We start from the raw sequence: 16,672 nt of genomic DNA, 5'->3' as shown, positions 1-16,672 counted from the left end.
CATCATGCGCTACAACATTCTTGCACTTGTTTTGCCTTGCGCACTGGCGCTGAGCGCCTGTACCACCGTGACCCCGGCTTATAAAGACAACGGCACCCGCAGCGGTTCCTGCATCGAGGGCGGCCCGGACGAGGTAGCGCAGCAGTTCTATGATTATCAAATCCAGCATCGTAATAACGATCTCACCGCGCTGCGCCCGTATCTGAGCGACGATTTGGCTAAACTGCTGAACGACGCTCGTCAGGACCCATCGCGTAACGGGCTACTGCAATCAAATCCATTCTCCAGCAGTTCCACCCCGGCGGATAGCGCCGACGTCGCCAGCGCCTCAACCATCCCGAACCGCGATGCACGCAATATTCCGCTGCGCGTTGAATTAAAACAGGGAACCCAGAGCTGGAAAGATGAAGTGCTGATGATTCAGGAAGGCCAGTGCTGGGCGGTTGACGATGTCCGCTACCTCGGCATAAACAGCCACGCTCCGGCCGGCTCGCTGCGTCAGAGTCTTGAGAAACGCTAATTTCGGCGTTAAAGCCACCCCGCTGAAACGATAACCCCGGTAAAATGTCGGTATTCCGTGTGGTAATGCCGACATTTGTTCCCCCCTACCACACGAACCCATATTTTGTGCTAACTTTAGTGATAAATGTGGTTTACATTTAACTTTTAACGCATAAATATTGCATAACTATTCTGTCAAAGGTACTATTTGCGGCCTCAATAGCTATTTGTATCAGACTGCCCAGATGAGTATTAAACTAAACGGCATTAATTGCTTCTACGGCGCGCACCAGGCGCTGTTCGACATCACGCTGGATTGCCCGCAGGGGGAAACGCTGGTGCTCCTCGGCCCAAGCGGCGCCGGTAAAAGCTCGCTGCTTCGCGTACTCAACCTGCTGGAGATGCCGCGTTCCGGTACCTTAAACATCGCCGGTAATCAATTCGACTTCACCAAAGCGCCGTCTGACAAAGCTATTCGCGAGCTGCGCCAGAATGTCGGGATGGTCTTCCAGCAGTACAACCTGTGGCCACACCTGACCGTGGTGCAAAACCTGATCGAAGCCCCGTGCCGCGTGCTGGGCTTAACCAAAGATCAGGCGCTGGCGCGCGCCGAAAAACTACTTGAGCGTTTACGCCTTAAACCTTACAGCGACCGCTATCCGCTGCATCTGTCAGGCGGTCAACAGCAGCGCGTAGCGATTGCCCGCGCGCTGATGATGGAGCCACAGGTGCTGCTGTTTGATGAACCCACCGCCGCGTTGGATCCGGAAATCACCGCCCAGATCGTCAGCATCATTCGCGAACTGGCGGAAACCGGAATCACCCAGGTTATCGTTACCCACGAAGTGGAAGTGGCGCGTAAAACCGCCAGCCGCGTGGTGTATATGGAAAACGGGCATATCGTTGAGCAAGGGGATGCTAACTGCTTCGCGCATCCGCAAACCGACGCCTTTAAAAACTATCTTTCACATTGATGTTTTCGGGGAAATAACGATGAAAAAAGTACTGATTGCCGCTCTGCTCGCGGGCATGAGCCTTTCCGCTACCGCAGCCCAGACTATCCGTTTCGCCACCGAGGCCTCCTACCCTCCGTTTGAGCTGGTAGACGCCAACAACAAAATCGTCGGCTTTGACGTCGATCTGGCTAACGCGCTGTGTAAAGAGATGGACGCGACCTGCACCTTTACTAACCAGGCTTTCGATAGCCTGATCCCAGGACTGAAATTCCGCCGCTTCGACGCCGTCATGGCCGGTATGGATATCACCCCTGAGCGTGAAAAACAGGTGCTGTTCAGCACCCCGTATTATGAAAACTCGGCGCTGTTTGTCGGCCAGCAGGGCAAGTTCACCGGCATTGACCAGTTGAAAGGCAAGAAAGTTGGCGTGCAGAACGGTACTACCCATCAGAAATTCATCACTGATAAGCATCCGGAAATCACCACCGTTCCTTATGACAGCTACCAGAATGCTAAACTGGATCTGCAAAACGGCCGCATTGACGCCGTCTTCGGCGACACGGCGGTAGTGACCGAATGGCTGAAGAGCAATCCGAAGCTGGCGCCGGTGGGTGATAAAGTGACGGATAAAGACTACTTCGGTACCGGTCTCGGCATTGCGGTTCGTCAGGGCAATACCGAGCTGCAGCAGAAATTTAACGCTGCGCTGGAAAAAGTGAAGAAAGATGGGACGTACCAGACCATCTATAGCAAATGGTTCCAGAAGTAACGCTGAATGAACGAATTTTTTCCATTAGCAAGCGCCGCCGGGATGACCGTCGGCCTTGCCGTTTGCGCGCTGGTCATCGGCCTGGTGCTGGCGATGCTTTTCGCCGTGCTGGAGTCGGTGAAATGGCGCCCTGTGGCATGGTTGGCGACCGGCATCGTGACGATTTTACGCGGCCTACCGGAAATCCTGGTGGTGCTGTTTATCTACTTTGGTTCCTCACAGCTGCTGCTGACGCTGTCTGACGGTTTTACTCTTAATCTTGGGTTTGTGCAGATTCCGGTACAGATGCAAATTGAGAATTTCGACGTCAGCCCGTTCCTCTGCGGCGCCATTGCGCTTTCCCTACTGTATGCCGCCTATGCCTCGCAGACCCTGCGCGGCGCCTTGAAAGCGGTGCCGCAGGGGCAGTGGGAGTCCGGACAAGCGCTGGGTTTGTCGAAGGCGGCGATATTCTTCCGCCTGGTGATGCCGCAGATGTGGCGCCATGCCCTGCCGGGCCTGGGCAACCAGTGGCTGGTGCTGCTGAAAGATACCGCGCTGGTCAGCCTTATCAGCGTCAACGATCTGATGCTGCAAACCAAAAGTATTGCTACCCGTACTCAGGAGCCGTTTAACTGGTACATCATTGCGGCAGCTATTTATCTCGTCATCACCCTGTTGAGTCAATACATTCTCAAACGTATTGATCAGCGTGCGACGCGCTTCGAACGGAGACCAGGTTGATGCTCGATTACTTACCCGAACTGCTGAAAGGGCTGCATACCAGCCTGACGCTGACGGCGGCATCGATCGTCGTGGCGCTGATCCTGGCGCTGATCTTTACCATTGTGCTGACGTTAAAAACGCCGGTGGTGGTGTGGATCGTCCGCGGCTATATCACCCTGTTTACCGGGACACCGCTGCTGGTGCAGATCTTCCTGATCTACTATGGACCAGGACAGTTCCCGTCATTACAGAATTACCCGGTGCTGTGGCATCTGATCTCTGAGCCCTGGCTGTGCGCGCTGATCGCTTTGTCGTTAAACAGCGCGGCTTATACCACCCAGCTGTTCTATGGCGCCATCCGCGCCATTCCGGACGGCCAGTGGCAGTCCTGCAGCGCGCTGGGGATGAGCAAGAAGGATACGCTGGCGATTCTGCTACCGTATGCTTTTAAACGCGCCCTCTCCTCGTACTCTAACGAAGTGGTGTTGGTCTTTAAAAGCACCTCGCTGGCTTACACCATCACGCTGATGGAAGTGATGGGTCATGGCCAGCTGCTATACGGGCGCACCTATGACGTGATGGTCTTCGGCGCAGCCGGTATCATTTATCTGGTGGTGAACGGCCTGCTGACGCTGCTGATGCGTCTGGTGGAAAGAAAAGCGCTGGCCTTCGAGCGCCGTAACTAACATCACGAAATGCATAAACAGTAATATATGAAACGGGTAAGTGCTAATGCTTACCCGTTTTTTTTATAACCAATAAAATAAACATACAACTTTATTGCATATAAATTCATTTAGTGGCATTGTGAACTTCAGCCGTAAACCGGCACAACATCATAAGATTGACCGACGGGAGTCCCACTATGAAAAAGTTAGTTCTGGCCGCACTGCTTAGCTCTTTCGCCTTTGGCGCCGCTGCCGCGGAAAAAATCAGCTTTGGCGTTTCCGCGACCTATCCGCCATTTGAATCCATGGATGCGAATAACCAGATTGTCGGTTTCGATCTCGATCTGGCCAAAGCGCTGTGTAAGCAAATGCAGGCTGACTGTACTTTTACCAACCACGCTTTCGACAGCCTGATCCCGGCGCTAAAATTTAAAAAGTATGATGCGGTGATCTCCGGCATGGACATCACGCCTGAGCGTAGCAAACAGGTCGCGTTTACCGACCCGTACTACGCCAACTCGGCGCTGGTAATCGCCAAAAAAGACGCGTACCACTCTTTTGATGACCTGAAAGGTAAGCGTATCGGCATGGAAAACGGCACCACGCACCAGAAATACCTGCAGGATAAGCACCCGGAAGTCAAAACCGTCGCTTACGATAGCTACCAGAATGCCATTATCGACCTGAAAAACGGCCGTATCGACGGCGTCTTCGGCGATACCGCGGTGGTCAACGAATGGCTGAAGACCAACCCGCAGTTAGGCGCGGCGACGCCGAAAGTGACCGATCCGCAGTATTTCGGTACCGGCCTCGGCATTGCGGTGCGCCCGGATAATAAAGCACTGCTGGAAAAACTGAACGCCGCGCTGAAAGCGATTAAAGCTGACGGAACCTACCAGAAAATTAGCAACCAGTGGTTCCCGGAGTAAGATCTACGCTTCCCGGCTTACGGCGCAGCCGCCTGAGCCGGGTCTATCGGTAACGCCCCCCCCTCACAGCGGCAGGGTAAACTGAAAACAGGCCCCTGCCGGTACTTCCAGCAGGCGAATTTCCCCCCCGTGCAGTTGCAGCATCCGGCGAACAATCATCAACCCCAGCCCGCCCCGTGAGGCGCTCTGCTGCCCCGGTTCCAGTACCGATGGCCGCTCAAACAGATTGGCCCGTAACTCACCGGCGACGCCCGGGCCGCTATCGGCCACCTCGACCACCACCTGCGCCCCCTGCAGGCGCGACGACAGACGAATTTCGCCCCCGTGCGGAGTATGGCGAATGGCGTTATCCAGCAGATTGGTTAATACCCGCTCCATCATCGAAAGGTCTGCCTCAACCAAAGGCAAGCCTGACGCCAATTCCAGGCGCAGACGGATTTCGCGGGTGGCAATCGCCAGATCGAATTTTTGCGCCACGTCCTGAATCAGCTCGGCAAGGATAAACTTTTCCGGCTGCGGCTTAATACCGCCATGTTCAAGGCGTGCCAGCTCAAATAGCTGCTGCGACAGATGACGAACTTTATTTCCCTGGCGTAGCGCGATATTCAGATACTGCTTACGCTCCTGCGCCGTCAGGCGATCATCCTTTAGCGATAACGTCTCCAGATATCCCAGCAGCGAAGTGAGCGGCGTGCGCAGGTCATGCGAAATATTGGCAATAAATTCCCGGCGCTGACGATCGCTATCAGCCAGCCGATCCCATTGCCCGGCGATCTGCTGCGCCAGTTCGATAAAGCGGTTATGCAGCAGCGCCACTTCATTTCCGGGATGCGGGTCCGGCGCCTGCGCCGCCAGCGCTTTGATTGCTCGAATACTATCGCTGTCTCCGGCTGCCACCTGCGCCGTCAGCTGGCGTACCGGGCGTGTTACCCAATACCACGCCAGGCCGCCGGCCAACAGGCCAAACAGCGCCACCAGCAGCAGGGTCCATAGCAGCAGGCTCCACAGCGTCTTCTGCCAGGCGTTTTGTGCCAGTTCATTAAAAGTTTCGCCCTGCAGGATAATGTAGAGATAGCCACGTAGCTGGCCGTCAAGGCGCAGCGGCGCGGCGCTAAACACTTTTTGCTGGTCCATGCTGCGCGGATCGTCACCATAAATTGGCCACGCGCCGCCGGAGAGAAACGCCTGCACCGGCGCCATGGCAATGCGCTGGCGTTTAATGTGCCCCGGCGGCGCGGCATCCGCCAGCAGCTCGCCATCCGGCGAAACGAGGTACAGCTCGACGCTTGGGTTAAACACCATCAGACGGTCGAATAGTGGTTTCAACGCCGCGCGATCCACCTCGCCGCGCACGTTGAGCAGCGGCTCGCGGGCGGCGATCTGCTGCGCCAGACCGGCTGAAAGCCGTTGCACCATGACGTTACCGTACTGCGCGCTGCTATAGAGCTGGAGTAGACAAACGGACAGCGCACACAGCAGCAGCAAGGCGATAAACACCAACGATAACCGCTGGCTGAGGCTGAGTCGGCGGATCATGACTGCGCCCCGGCGCTATAGGGCGCAAATTTATACCCCTTCCCCCAGACGGTAAGAATAATGTCCGGCTCTGCCGGGTCGCGCTCTATTTTCGTACGCAGACGATTAATATGCGTGTTGACCGTATGTTCGTAGCCTTCATGCTGATAGCCCCAGACGCTATCCAGCAGCGCCAGACGCGAAAAAACTTCACCGGGATGGCGGGCAAAGTAATAGAGCAGATCGAATTCGCGCGGCGTGAGGTCTACCAGTTCACCGTGCAGCCTGACCTCCCGGGACAGCGGGTCGATATTCAGGCCGTGGCAGGCGATACGTCCGGCATCCATCAAGAGATTTTGTCCCATCGCTTCCTGACGGCGGAAAACCGCCTTCACCCGGGCAATCAGCTCCAGTAGAGAAAAAGGTTTCGCCAGATAATCATCGGCCCCCATTTCCAGCCCCTGCACGCGCTGGGTTTCGCTGGAACGGGCGCTAATAATAATCACCGGTAGATAGCGCGTTTGCTGACGGATGCGACGGCAAATCTCCAGCCCGTCGACGTTGGGCAACATCAGGTCAAGAATCACCGCATCCCAGACGCCGTTATCCAGCTGGCGCAGCGCCTGCGCGCCGTCCGCCTCGTGCACGATTTGATACCCTTCATCCTGCAGATTCAGGCGCAACAAAGCCGCAATATCATCATCATCTTCCACCAGCAGGATTTTTTTACTCATCAGATTCGCTCCACGAATTTCACGCTCGTTTCATAAAGCTTACCCGATTTCAGCCGCTTAAAGAGTTCACATTTTGTTTAAACTTCACGAACCAGCAGCGTCAGCACTTCATAATGCGCGGTATGTGGAAACATATCGAACAACTGCACCCGCTCAAGGCGATAGCCCTGCAGACGATCAATATCTGCGGCCATCGTCCGCGCGTTACAGCTCGAATAAATAATATACGGCGGCGCCATGCGGCTTAGATAATCGCACAGTTCGGCGCCGATGCCGCGCCGCGGCGGGTTGACCAGCACCAGCTGTGGAATATCGTCTTCATGCGTCGCGAATTGCGTGGAATCCAGCGCCTGAAAATGAAGATTGGTTAATCCCAACTGGGCCGCGGATTGCTTCGCGCAGGCGATGGCTTCCGGGGCGATTTCGATACCGGTAAGGCGCATCTGCGGGGTTGCGCAGTGCAGGCCGAAACCGCCGACGCCGCAAAACAGATCCCACATGTGGTTGACCGGCAGCGCGCGTACCCAGTCGCGGGCGGTAGCATAGAGCTGGCTCGCCACCGTCGGGTTGGTCTGGAAAAAGCTTTGCGGGCGGATCCACAGCGGTACGCCGTTAAAGTTCTCCGCCAGCGCCTGTTGATCGCTGAGGAAAATCTCCTGCTCCCCTTCCATGATAGCCATATGCACGGGCTGAATATTGGCGGTAATCACCTTAAGCTGCGGCAACTGCTGCTGTAACCACGGCAGCGCGGCGCGCAACTGTGCAAGCTTAGCCGCAGAGCGCAGAACGAAACGCAACATCATGCCGCCCTGTTGGCTTTCGGTCAGCAGCAAATACTTCAGTTCGCCGCGCTTGCGGGCAACGTTATAGGGGGTGAGTCCGGCGCGGGCGATAAACGGCTTCAGCGCGGCGAAAACCGGTTCAAAACTCGGCGGATACAGCGGGCAATCGGTGAGATCTTCCGGCGTGCCATCGCGATGCAGCATGCCGAGCAGCGGGCGCTCGACGCTACCGCTTACGACCATTTTCGCTTTGTTGCGAAACGCCGTCTCCGGACCTGAGACCGGAGCAAGCCATCTCGCCGCTGGATGACTCGCCAGCAGTTCGCGCAGGTTCGCCATTTTATCGGCGAGCTGTTGCGTCAATGGCAATTCCAGCCACTGACAGGAACGGCAGCGGCCCGCGTCGTAAAGTGCGCAATGCATAAGAAGACCTTCAAGAAAACCGGGGCGGGGATTGTATCACCGTTATTGCAAGCGGAAAAACCGTCGGCACGACGCCGGGATAAACAATAGCGCCAGCACCAGCAGATCCGGCAGCTTTTGCAAAAACAGCGCATGGAGAATTTCCCGCTTTGACTCCCCGGCCACGCTGAACAGTTCCGGATAGCCGTAGCCAATCGAGGCCGCCCACAGATAAGAGATGACGATAATTTGCGTCAGCAGGTAGAGCCAGCGCGCCCAGTTACGGCCTTTCACCAGCGAAAAGGCGCACCAGATCTCGATAAACACCAGCGCCAGGCTCGCCAGAAACACCAGCGTCAGGGCCCAGGTTTGCACGCTACGATGGACAAAATCGGCAATCCCCTGCACGCCAAGCTGATTGAGGATCATTAACAGGTCAAGACCGCGAATTAAGATAATAGCAAAGGCCGCCACCTGTACCAGCGCAGGGACGTTAAGACGAGCATGAGACGATCGAGTTTTTGTAAACAATCCCAACGTAAAGTCATCCATGAAAACGGCGCCACGAGTGCGGCGCCAATGTTAACTCTATTGCAGAGATTATACCCTAAATAATTCGAGTTGCAGGAAGGCGGCAAGTGAGTGAATCCCCAGGAGCTTACTCTAGTAAGTGACTGGGGTGAACAAACGCGGCCAACGCACATGCAGCTTGAAGTATGACGGGTATAGGGGGTTCAGCCCCTTCTTGCACGCTGGATATCACGCACTCGCTGCTTTTCTGCGCGAGCCATTAAATACCTGGCGATAAAACCGACAATTCCCACCACGCCGAGAATTAATGTCGCCAGGGCGTTAATTTCCGGGTTAACACCCATCCGCACGCTGGAGAAGACCAGCATCGGCAGCGTCGTCGCCCCTGGCCCGGAAACGAAGCTGGCAATCACCAGGTCATCAAGAGACAAAGTAAACGCCAGCAGCCAGCCGGAAATGACCGCGGGCATAATCATCGGCAAGGTTATCACGAAAAACACCTTCAGCGGCGCGGCGCCAAGATCCATCGCCGCCTCTTCGATTGACCTGTCCAGCTCGCGCAGACGTGAAGAGATCACCACCGCCACGTAGGCGGTACAGAAGGTGACATGCGCCAGCCATATCGTCAACATGCCGCGATCCGATGGCCAGCCGATGGAATGCCCCAGCGCGACAAACAGCAGCAGCAGCGACAGCCCGGTAATCACATCGGGCATCACCAGCGGCGCGGTGATCATAAAAGCAAAACCGTTGGAACCGCGAAAACGGCCAAAACGCACCAGCACCACCGCGGCAATCGTGCCGAGGATCGCCGCCGCCGTCGCCGCGCAGGCGGCAATGGTCAGGCTTAACCCCACCGCGCTCATCATCGCGTCATCATGAAACAGCTCGCTATACCAGCACGTCGACCACCCTGCCCATACCGTCACCAGCTTCGAACTGTTAAATGAATAGATAACCAGCATCAGCATCGGCGCATACAGGAAGGTAAAACCGAGCACGAGGATCAGAATCCGCCATGGCGAACGTACTACCGGTAAGTCATTCATCCATGATCCCCCATCTGTTTTTGCTGATGCTTGTGGAACCACATGATCGGCACGATCAACAGCAGCAGCATCACAATCGCCACCGCCGATGCTACCGGCCAGTCGCGGTTATTAAAGAACTCCTGCCACAGCACGCGGCCAATCATAATGCTGTCGGGGCCGCCGAGTAGTTCCGGGATCACGAACTCGCCCACCGCCGGAATAAACACCAGCATCGAGCCGGCGATAATGCCGCCTTTCGTTAACGGAACAATCACCTGGAAGAAGGTCTTTAACGGCCTGGCGCCGAGATCCAGCGACGCTTCCACCAGCGAATAGTCGATACGCGTCAGCGCGGTATAAATCGGCAGCACCATGAACGGCAGGTAGGCGTAAACGATACCGATGTACACCGCCAGATTGGTATGCAAAATCTCCAGCGGTTGATCGATAACTCCGAGCCACAACAGGAAGTTATTGAGCACCCCGTTGCTTTTCAGCAGCCCCATCCAGGCGTAAACGCGGATGAGGAACGAGGTCCACGAAGGTAATATCACCAGCAGCAGCAGGATATTGCGCGTCGACGGCTTGCTATGCGCCACCGCCCACGCCAGCGGATAGCCCAATAGCAGACAGCAAAAGGTGGAAATTGCCGCCACCTGCAACGACTGCAGATAAGCCTCAAAGTACAGCGGATCGTCGGTCAGCTGCAGGAAGTTGCCGAGGTTGAGCGTCAACGTCAGTTGACCGTCGGCCCACGACAGTAACTCGGTATAGGGCGGGATCGCCCGCGCCATTTCGGCCAGACTGATTTTAAAAACGATCAGGAATGGCAGTAAAAACAGCAGGATTAACCACAGATACGGCAGCGCAATCACCAGCTTACGCCCGTGAGCCATCTGCTGGCGCGCCAGCCACAGGGCAAAACCGCCGGGCTTTTTGCCGCCGGCTGGAGGTTCTAATGTGCTCATCGTCCTCTCCTTACACCGTCAGAACAACGCAGCTATCGGCATCCCAGCACAAGCGAACTTCATCACCCCAGGTCGGCATTCCTTTGCGATGGCGATGCTCATTTTGCAGCTGCGCGCTGATCATCTGCCCGCTTTTCAGACGGACATGATAGATAGACAGATCGCCGAGGTAGGCAATATGGATAACCTCGCCTACCGCAAAGTTAAAGCCGTCCGCCGGCGGTTCGTCGCAGAGCATGATTTTCTCCGGACGCAGCGCCACCCAGACCGGCACGTTATCCACCACCGAGGCATCCGGATCGACTTTCAGCGGATGCACCAGCCCCGGCGCATTCAGTACCAGGCCATCTTCCAGCCGCTCTTTGACCAGCCCTTCGAAGACGTTTACCGAGCCGATAAACTCGGCGCTATAGCGGGTCGTCGGATGTTCATAGATCTCCTCCGGCTCGCCGATCTGCACGAACTTACCGCGGTTCATGATGGCGATACGGCCTGCCATGGTCATCGCCTCTTCCTGGTCATGGGTGACCATCACGCAGGTGACGCCGACGCGCTCAAGAATATCCACCACCTCAAGCTGCATCCGGTCGCGCAGTTTTTTATCCAACGCGCCCATCGGTTCATCAAGCAGCAGCAATTTCGGCCGCTTCGCCAGGCTTCGCGCCAGCGCCACGCGCTGACGCTGCCCGCCGGAGAGCTGGTGCGGTTTGCGTTTGGCGAACTCCTGCATATGCACCAACGCCAGCATCTCCTGGACGCGGGCGTTAATCTCCGCCTTCGGTAGCTTGTCCTGCTTAAGACCAAAGGCGATATTTTGCTCCACCGTCATGTGGGGAAATAGCGCGTAAGACTGGAACATCATATTGATCGGCCGCTGATACGGCGGCACGCGCGCCAGGTCGACGCCATCCAGCACAATTTGCCCGGCGGTGGGCAACTCAAAACCTGCCAGCATGCGTAGCAGCGTCGATTTCCCGCAGCCGGACGCGCCCAGTAAGGCAAAGATTTCGCCTTTATAAATAGTGAGGTTGACATCATCGACGGCGTGTTGCCCATCGAAGGATTTGGTTAAATTACGGATTTCCAGCAGCGGGGTCAGCGCTTTGGGGGCTTTCGCCTGTGGGCGGGGCATTGCGTCATTCACTCGGGTGCTCTCCGGCAAATACAATCACCGTATGGCCCGGTTGCCATACATTCTTCAGTTCTATGTCCGCCAGCGAACAGCAGGTCAGACCTTTACAGGCCCGGCGTACCGGGCCTGACGGCGTTATTTTCCGCTTTTCACTTTGGTCCACGCGCGGGTGCGCACGCGGTCAATCTTCGGATCCTGCACCTTGAGGGTGAACAGCTTGGCGAAGACATCCTCTGGCGGGTAAATCGCCGGATTGTTGCGGATGTCGGCGCTGACCAGCGGCGTCGCCTCTTTGTTACCGTTAGCGTAGTAGACGTGATCGCTGATATGCGCAATAACCTCCGGACGCAGCAGATAGTTCAGGAACTGATAGGCTTCGTCTTTATTTTTGGCATCCGCCGGCATGGCGAAGACATCAAAGAAGGCCAGCGCCCCCTCTTTCGGAATAAAGTAGGAGATATTGACGCCGTTCTTCGCCTCTTTGGCCCGATTCGCCGCCTGCCAGACATCGCCCGCCCAGCCGATAGCGACGCAAATATCACCGTTTGCCAGGTCATTGATATATTGCGAAGAGTGGAAGTAACGGATATTGGGCCGCAGCTTCAGCAGCAGATCGGTTGCCGGTCCGGTGTAATCATCGGCTTTGGTGCTGTTTGGATCTTTGCCGAGATAGTTCAGCACCGTCGAGAAAATCTCTTCCGGAGCATCAAGGAAGGAGACGCCGCAGCTTTTCAGCTTCTCAAGGTTTTCCGGTTTGAGCACCAGATCCCAGCTGTTCAACGGTACGTCTTTACCCAGCGCCGCTTTCACTTTATCGACGTTATAGCCGATGCCGGTGGTCGCCCACATGTATGGCATCGCATATTTATTATCGGGATCGTGACGCGCCACCAGTTGTAAAACTTTCGGGTCGAGGTTTTTCCAGTTCGGCAGTTTGCTTTTATCCAGCGGTTGGAATACCCCGGCCGCCAGCTGGCGTTCAAGGAAGCTTGCCGACGGCACCACCAGATCGAACCCGGTGCTGCCGGCCATTAATTTACCTTCCAGCACCTCGTTGGAATCAAATACGTCATACACCACTTTAATACCGGTCTCTTTTTCAAAATTGGCAACCGTGTCCGGCGCAATATAATCAGACCAGTTATAAACGTGCAGCGTTTTTTGTTCCGCTGCGAGCGAGCCGGCAGAAACGGCCATCAGCGCACCCGTAATTACACCTGTTAACCATTTTTTACCCAAGGCGGTCATATCTCTGTTTCCTTCTCAAGGCCCGTTAATTCACGGACGCAATAGACGAACCTGAACGCATGCAAGAATCATGCATATTTTTCATTGCCTGAGATAAGGAGAGGAAACCTCTCCCTGATTGGCTGCCCGCAAAAGGACGCCTCGCCAGAATAACTGTAGCCAGAATAAGAGGATATAGCCCAGGCAAAAAAACGCCCTGGATCATATTTCCAGCCAATAAAGGTCTACGAGATAAAAGCGAAGCGCTAAAACAGCAGTGAATAATTCTTTAAAGACGGGTTTGAGACAGAATAAATAAGCAACCGCCATCGCAGCGGCTGCTTTTATTAATTAGTGCAGAAAATGGTATTGCACTTCTTCGGCTGCGGCCTCTTCTTCCTGTTCTTCCGCTTTATACAGCAGTTGATTGGCGCCGGCTTCCAGAATGACCATCGAGACCTGCTCTTCGCTCTGGCGGAAGAACCAGGCAAACTGTTCGAGAGTGACGCCCGCGCCAACGGGCAGCGCCTGGCAGACCACCAGCTTCGGCAGGTTATCATCCTGAATATCAAGGAACGCTTTTACGGTCAGCGAACTGGCGTTAATCGCCGACAGATCCGCCGACAGCGGCAGCAGCGCAGAGGGCTTCACTTCCGCCAGCGCCGAAAACAACACCACGTTGTCCAGCAGGTCGATTTTGGCATCGAAAATACCGTCGAAATTCTGCATATGCGGCAGGTGCAACGCCTGGCAGGAGTCGCACTCAAAAAAACTGATGCCTAACTCGTCGAGCCAATGACGTAATGTATCAAGACCCGGAACGACCAGTGAATCCATAGTGCCTGTGACCTCTTGCTGGATAAAAAACGACGCATAGCTTACGCAAAAAATGCGTCGCATTCCATGAAAGGATAACGAAGTGACGCTACCCTCCCATTTTTAGACAATATCCAGGCGTTGCCTGACGTTCGATCCACGCGATCATACGTCCGGCAATATCGACGTGAGTGGTGGTTTCAATCCCTTCCAGCCCCGGCGAGGCGTTAACTTCCATCACCAGCGGACCGCGATGGGCGCGCAGGATATCCACGCCTGCCACGTCCAGACCCAGCGTTTGCGCCGCTTTAATCGCCATCTCCCGCTCCTGATCGCTAAGCGTGGCCGTAGTGGCGACGCCACCGCGGTGCAGGTTAGAGCGGAAATCGCCCTCTTTCGCCCGCCGCTCAATGGCCGCCACCACCTCATCGCCAACCACCAGGCAGCGAATATCGCACCCTTTTGCCTCAGCGATATATTCTTGCACCAGAATGTGCGCATTGAGGCCCCGGAAGGCGTCAATCACGCTTTCCGCCGCCTGTCGCGTTTCCGCCAGCACCACACCGATCCCCTGCGTCCCCTCCACTAACTTCACCACCAGCGGCGCGCCGCCGACCATGGCGATCAGATCGCTGGTGTCGTCCGGCGAGTGAGCAATACCGGTGACCGGTAGATCGATTCCCTGACGCGCCAGCAACTGCAGCGAGCGCAGCTTATCGCGGGCGCGGGTAATCGCCACCGACTCGTTTAGCGGATAGCTGCCCAGCAGTTCGAACTGCCGCAGCGCGGCGGTGCCGTAATAGGTGATCGCCGTGCCAATACGCGGAATGACTGCATCAAAATGGGGCAACTGTCGCCCTTTGTAGTGAATCGAGGAGGCAACCGGGCTGACGCTCATATAGCAGGAGAGCGGATCGAGGATCTCGACCTGATGCCCGCGTTTTTGCGCGGCTTCACGCAAGCGGCGGCAAGAATAAAGCGTTCCATCCCGGGATAATATAGCGATTTTCACCCAACACCTCTTAGAAAATAACTGGCGGCCAGCACTCTGCGTTTGCAGGTTGAAGTGTATAGGGAATCAGCGCGTTGCCCAGCCCTGTTTATGCAAATAATCGAGAATAAACGGCCGGCTCTCTTTGATGATGGTGCGGCGGATATGATCGCTCCAGGTATCGCGGCGGGTATTGCTGCCGCGCGTCAGATAATAGTCCGCCAGCTGTTCGTCATACTGCGCCAGCACCTGTTGATCAAGCGGCTGGTAGTGATTCTCATGCACCAGCATCGCAGGCGGAATACGCGGCTTAACCTGCGGGTCGTCAGCAGGCCAGCCAAGGCACAGGCCAAACAGCGGCAACACGTGTTTCGGCAGCTGCAGCAGCTCGGTTACCGCGTCAATGTTATTACGCAGGCCGCCAATATAGACGCCGCCTAATCCCAGGGATTCCGCGGCGATTAAGGCATTCTGCGCCATTAGCGCGGTGTCGACGACGCCCAGCAGCAGCTGTTCAGCCAGTCCCAACTGCGCTTGCGGGCAAATTTGCAGGTGGCGGTTGAAATCGGCGCAGAATACCCAAAACTCCGCTGCCTGCGCCACGTGCTGCTGGCCGCCGGTCAACTCAACCAGCTGCTCACGCATCTGCGGGTCGGTAATGCGAATAATCGAGGTACATTGTAAAAAGCTGGAGCTGGAAGCCCCTTGCGCCCCGGCAATGATCGCCTCACGCTGTTGGTCGCTAATCGGCGCGTCGGTAAAATGGCGGATGGAACGGTGGTTACGCAGCAGATCAATGGTCGGCGTCATGGTGTTTTTCTCGTTCGGACGGGGTAGAAGATGAGGTCTTATTATCGGTCAACTGCGGCGCGACAATTTTCGCTATTCGCCACATTAAGGCTATCGCCGCCGGGATCATCAGCAGGATCCCGGCAAAGATCATGATGAGCGCCGCCGTCGGGCTGGCAAATGGCGCAGGCAGCTGAACATACTGGTTTAATGACAGCCAGGCCAACGTCAGCAGCGCCATGCCGACGAGCTCAACAATCAGAATACTTTTGGGTAATGCGGCAGGCGATCGCATAACGCTCCTCAATATACTCATGCCGCGCACAGCGCATCGCTGGCGCATCTGTATAGGGTCTTGCAGCAGATGATATTGATCAAGCATAACCCGCAACCATCGCTATAAAAGGTAAAACCTTCTTCCCCTTGCTAACGGAACGCGGCATCATAGCCACATTCGCCATCCGGCTGAGATTTAAGGAGAGAAGCATGTTTACCGTTATTTTTGGTCGCCCAGGTTGCCCGTACTGCGTTCGCGCTAAAGAACTGGCTGAGAAACTGAGCACCGAGCGCGATGACTTCAGCTATCGCTACATTGATATCCACGCGGAAGGCATCAGCAAAGCCGATCTGGAAAAAACCGTCGGTAAGCCGGTAGAAACCGTACCGCAGATTTTCGTCGATCAGAAACACATCGGCGGCTGCACGGATTTCGAAGCCTGGGCGAAGGAAAATCTCGGCCTGTTTGCCTGAGAGACTTCACTCTTCCGTTGAGTGCCTGCGTCTGGCGTCCAGCCAGACGCAAATAAATAAAAAGCATAGCGCCCCGAGCGCGCACCAGAAGACCGCGCTAAAAAGCCACGCCAGTTCCTGCCAAAACGATCGATGAGTAATAAAGAACATCCGCATCACCACCAGACAAACCGGTGCCGCCAGCATGGCGCCAATCAGCGGACGTATGACGCGCCTTCCGGGGGATAAACAGCTCGCCACAGCGCCAGGTAGCACAAAGAACAGCAGTCCAAGCTCGGGGTTGCCCGTTTGCCGAAAAGCCCCTTTCATATGCAGCAACAGCGATAAACAGACCACAATAAACAGAAAGAACCCACAAATTATACCGGCCCACGCGCGCTCAGATTTCACGATATCCTCCTGATTTCGCCTCTAACTATCTTTCACTTCATCCAGTCAGAAATAGCATTCTGGCAGTCCATGCTTATAACGCTCCC

The 16,672-nt window shown here is 55.7% G+C and carries 20 protein-coding genes; 7 read left to right on the top strand and 13 right to left on the bottom strand.

The window, feature by feature from the left end:
• The first annotated feature begins 4 nt into the window (after positions 1 to 4).
• The 6 genes from AC2CGP_RS16580 (at position 5) to artJ (ending at position 4,528) form a co-directional block, all read left to right on the top strand.
• Positions 5 to 520, top strand: a complete 516-nt coding sequence (locus tag AC2CGP_RS16580) for a lipoprotein (RefSeq protein WP_015704860.1) — start codon at positions 5 to 7, stop codon at positions 518 to 520.
• Between the two features lie 226 nt (positions 521 to 746).
• Positions 747 to 1,475, top strand: a complete 729-nt coding sequence (gene artP / locus AC2CGP_RS16575; protein ID WP_015367515.1) for an arginine ABC transporter ATP-binding protein ArtP — start codon at positions 747 to 749, stop codon at positions 1,473 to 1,475.
• Positions 1,476 to 1,494: 19 nt separating this feature from the next.
• Positions 1,495 to 2,226 carry an arginine ABC transporter substrate-binding protein ArtI gene (gene artI / locus AC2CGP_RS16570; protein WP_015367516.1) on the top strand — a complete coding sequence of 244 codons (732 nt, stop codon included), beginning with the start codon at positions 1,495 to 1,497 and terminating at the stop codon, positions 2,224 to 2,226.
• Positions 2,227 to 2,232: 6 nt separating this feature from the next.
• Positions 2,233 to 2,949 (top strand): arginine ABC transporter permease ArtQ, encoded by a 717-nt coding sequence (gene artQ, locus AC2CGP_RS16565; RefSeq protein WP_015367517.1) that lies wholly within the window; start codon positions 2,233 to 2,235, stop codon positions 2,947 to 2,949.
• Positions 2,949 to 3,617, top strand: coding sequence for an arginine ABC transporter permease ArtM (gene artM / locus AC2CGP_RS16560; protein ID WP_015704859.1), 669 nt, complete (start codon positions 2,949 to 2,951; stop codon positions 3,615 to 3,617). The genes artQ and artM overlap by 1 nt, the downstream gene beginning before the upstream one ends.
• A 179-nt stretch (positions 3,618 to 3,796) precedes the next feature.
• The gene (gene artJ / locus AC2CGP_RS16555) at positions 3,797 to 4,528 is read left to right on the top strand and encodes an arginine ABC transporter substrate-binding protein ArtJ (RefSeq protein ID WP_015367519.1); all 732 of its coding nucleotides are present in this window, start codon (positions 3,797 to 3,799) and stop codon (positions 4,526 to 4,528) included.
• Between the two features lie 63 nt (positions 4,529 to 4,591).
• On the opposite strand, the gene AC2CGP_RS16550 is transcribed toward artJ, so the two are convergent.
• The 12 genes from AC2CGP_RS16550 to AC2CGP_RS16495 all read right to left on the bottom strand — a co-directional run bounded on the left by AC2CGP_RS16550 (position 4,592) and on the right by AC2CGP_RS16495 (position 15,741).
• Positions 4,592 to 6,064, bottom strand: coding sequence for a sensor histidine kinase (locus tag AC2CGP_RS16550; protein WP_046883517.1), 1,473 nt, complete (start codon positions 6,062 to 6,064; stop codon positions 4,592 to 4,594).
• Positions 6,061 to 6,777 (bottom strand): response regulator transcription factor, encoded by a 717-nt coding sequence (locus AC2CGP_RS16545; protein WP_045359971.1) that lies wholly within the window; start codon positions 6,775 to 6,777, stop codon positions 6,061 to 6,063. The genes AC2CGP_RS16550 and AC2CGP_RS16545 overlap by 4 nt, the downstream gene beginning before the upstream one ends.
• A gap of 77 nt (positions 6,778 to 6,854) precedes the next feature.
• Positions 6,855 to 7,982, bottom strand: a complete 1,128-nt coding sequence (gene rlmC, locus AC2CGP_RS16540) for a 23S rRNA (uracil(747)-C(5))-methyltransferase RlmC (protein ID WP_046883518.1) — start codon at positions 7,980 to 7,982, stop codon at positions 6,855 to 6,857.
• Positions 7,983 to 8,024: 42 nt separating this feature from the next.
• Positions 8,025 to 8,513 (bottom strand): YbjO family protein, encoded by a 489-nt coding sequence (locus tag AC2CGP_RS16535; protein ID WP_015704855.1) that lies wholly within the window; start codon positions 8,511 to 8,513, stop codon positions 8,025 to 8,027.
• Between the two features lie 182 nt (positions 8,514 to 8,695).
• A complete protein-coding gene (gene potI, locus AC2CGP_RS16530; RefSeq protein WP_484502395.1) occupies positions 8,696 to 9,541 on the bottom strand; it encodes a putrescine ABC transporter permease PotI in 846 nt (281 codons plus the stop codon).
• Complete coding sequence (potH, locus tag AC2CGP_RS16525; protein ID WP_015367525.1) at positions 9,538 to 10,491, bottom strand: putrescine ABC transporter permease PotH; 954 nt, start codon at positions 10,489 to 10,491, stop codon at positions 9,538 to 9,540. Before potH ends, potI begins: the two co-directional genes overlap by 4 nt.
• A 10-nt stretch (positions 10,492 to 10,501) precedes the next feature.
• Positions 10,502 to 11,635, bottom strand: coding sequence for a putrescine ABC transporter ATP-binding subunit PotG (potG, locus tag AC2CGP_RS16520; RefSeq protein WP_015367526.1), 1,134 nt, complete (start codon positions 11,633 to 11,635; stop codon positions 10,502 to 10,504).
• 123 nt (positions 11,636 to 11,758) lie between these two features.
• Entirely contained in the window at positions 11,759 to 12,871 is a 1,113-nt protein-coding gene (gene potF / locus AC2CGP_RS16515) for a spermidine/putrescine ABC transporter substrate-binding protein PotF (RefSeq protein WP_032711260.1), read from the bottom strand.
• A gap of 330 nt (positions 12,872 to 13,201) precedes the next feature.
• Positions 13,202 to 13,687, bottom strand: a complete 486-nt coding sequence (locus AC2CGP_RS16510) for a type III secretion system chaperone family protein (protein ID WP_015367528.1) — start codon at positions 13,685 to 13,687, stop codon at positions 13,202 to 13,204.
• 88 nt (positions 13,688 to 13,775) lie between these two features.
• A complete protein-coding gene (gene rimK / locus AC2CGP_RS16505; RefSeq protein ID WP_015367529.1) occupies positions 13,776 to 14,678 on the bottom strand; it encodes a 30S ribosomal protein S6--L-glutamate ligase in 903 nt (300 codons plus the stop codon).
• 66 nt (positions 14,679 to 14,744) lie between these two features.
• A complete protein-coding gene (nfsA, locus tag AC2CGP_RS16500; protein ID WP_015704853.1) occupies positions 14,745 to 15,467 on the bottom strand; it encodes a nitroreductase NfsA in 723 nt (240 codons plus the stop codon).
• Positions 15,451 to 15,741, bottom strand: a complete 291-nt coding sequence (locus AC2CGP_RS16495; protein ID WP_015367531.1) for a YbjC family protein — start codon at positions 15,739 to 15,741, stop codon at positions 15,451 to 15,453. Before AC2CGP_RS16495 ends, nfsA begins: the two co-directional genes overlap by 17 nt.
• 191 nt (positions 15,742 to 15,932) lie before the next feature.
• On the opposite strand from AC2CGP_RS16495, the gene AC2CGP_RS16490 reads away from it, so the two are divergent.
• Complete coding sequence (locus tag AC2CGP_RS16490) at positions 15,933 to 16,196, top strand: GrxA family glutaredoxin (RefSeq protein WP_015367533.1); 264 nt, start codon at positions 15,933 to 15,935, stop codon at positions 16,194 to 16,196.
• Positions 16,197 to 16,202: 6 nt separating this feature from the next.
• Here the strand turns inward: AC2CGP_RS16490 and AC2CGP_RS16485 are convergent, their stop codons facing one another.
• Positions 16,203 to 16,586, bottom strand: coding sequence for an inner membrane protein YbjM (locus tag AC2CGP_RS16485; RefSeq protein ID WP_015367534.1), 384 nt, complete (start codon positions 16,584 to 16,586; stop codon positions 16,203 to 16,205).
• Positions 16,587 to 16,672 lie beyond the last annotated feature (86 nt).

The organism is Klebsiella sp. SYXHC3, from assembly GCF_057196925.1.
This window is presented reverse-complemented; position numbering and strand designations above follow the sequence as displayed.

Coding starts and splice junctions, on each gene's coding strand:
- AC2CGP_RS16580 (WP_015704860.1), top strand. CDS start 5: ATGCGCTACAACATTCTTGCACTTGTTTTGCCTTGCGCACTGGCGCTG.
- artP (WP_015367515.1), top strand. CDS start 747: ATGAGTATTAAACTAAACGGCATTAATTGCTTCTACGGCGCGCACCAG.
- artI (WP_015367516.1), top strand. CDS start 1,495: ATGAAAAAAGTACTGATTGCCGCTCTGCTCGCGGGCATGAGCCTTTCC.
- artQ (WP_015367517.1), top strand. CDS start 2,233: ATGAACGAATTTTTTCCATTAGCAAGCGCCGCCGGGATGACCGTCGGC.
- artM (WP_015704859.1), top strand. CDS start 2,949: ATGCTCGATTACTTACCCGAACTGCTGAAAGGGCTGCATACCAGCCTG.
- artJ (WP_015367519.1), top strand. CDS start 3,797: ATGAAAAAGTTAGTTCTGGCCGCACTGCTTAGCTCTTTCGCCTTTGGC.
- AC2CGP_RS16550 (WP_046883517.1), bottom strand. CDS start 6,064: ATGATCCGCCGACTCAGCCTCAGCCAGCGGTTATCGTTGGTGTTTATC.
- AC2CGP_RS16545 (WP_045359971.1), bottom strand. CDS start 6,777: ATGAGTAAAAAAATCCTGCTGGTGGAAGATGATGATGATATTGCGGCT.
- rlmC (WP_046883518.1), bottom strand. CDS start 7,982: ATGCATTGCGCACTTTACGACGCGGGCCGCTGCCGTTCCTGTCAGTGG.
- AC2CGP_RS16535 (WP_015704855.1), bottom strand. CDS start 8,513: ATGGATGACTTTACGTTGGGATTGTTTACAAAAACTCGATCGTCTCAT.
- potI (WP_484502395.1), bottom strand. CDS start 9,541: ATGAATGACTTACCGGTAGTACGTTCGCCATGGCGGATTCTGATCCTC.
- potH (WP_015367525.1), bottom strand. CDS start 10,491: ATGAGCACATTAGAACCTCCAGCCGGCGGCAAAAAGCCCGGCGGTTTT.
- potF (WP_032711260.1), bottom strand. CDS start 12,871: ATGACCGCCTTGGGTAAAAAATGGTTAACAGGTGTAATTACGGGTGCG.
- AC2CGP_RS16510 (WP_015367528.1), bottom strand. CDS start 13,687: ATGGATTCACTGGTCGTTCCGGGTCTTGATACATTACGTCATTGGCTC.
- nfsA (WP_015704853.1), bottom strand. CDS start 15,467: ATGACGCCGACCATTGATCTGCTGCGTAACCACCGTTCCATCCGCCAT.
- AC2CGP_RS16495 (WP_015367531.1), bottom strand. CDS start 15,741: ATGCGATCGCCTGCCGCATTACCCAAAAGTATTCTGATTGTTGAGCTC.
- AC2CGP_RS16490 (WP_015367533.1), top strand. CDS start 15,933: ATGTTTACCGTTATTTTTGGTCGCCCAGGTTGCCCGTACTGCGTTCGC.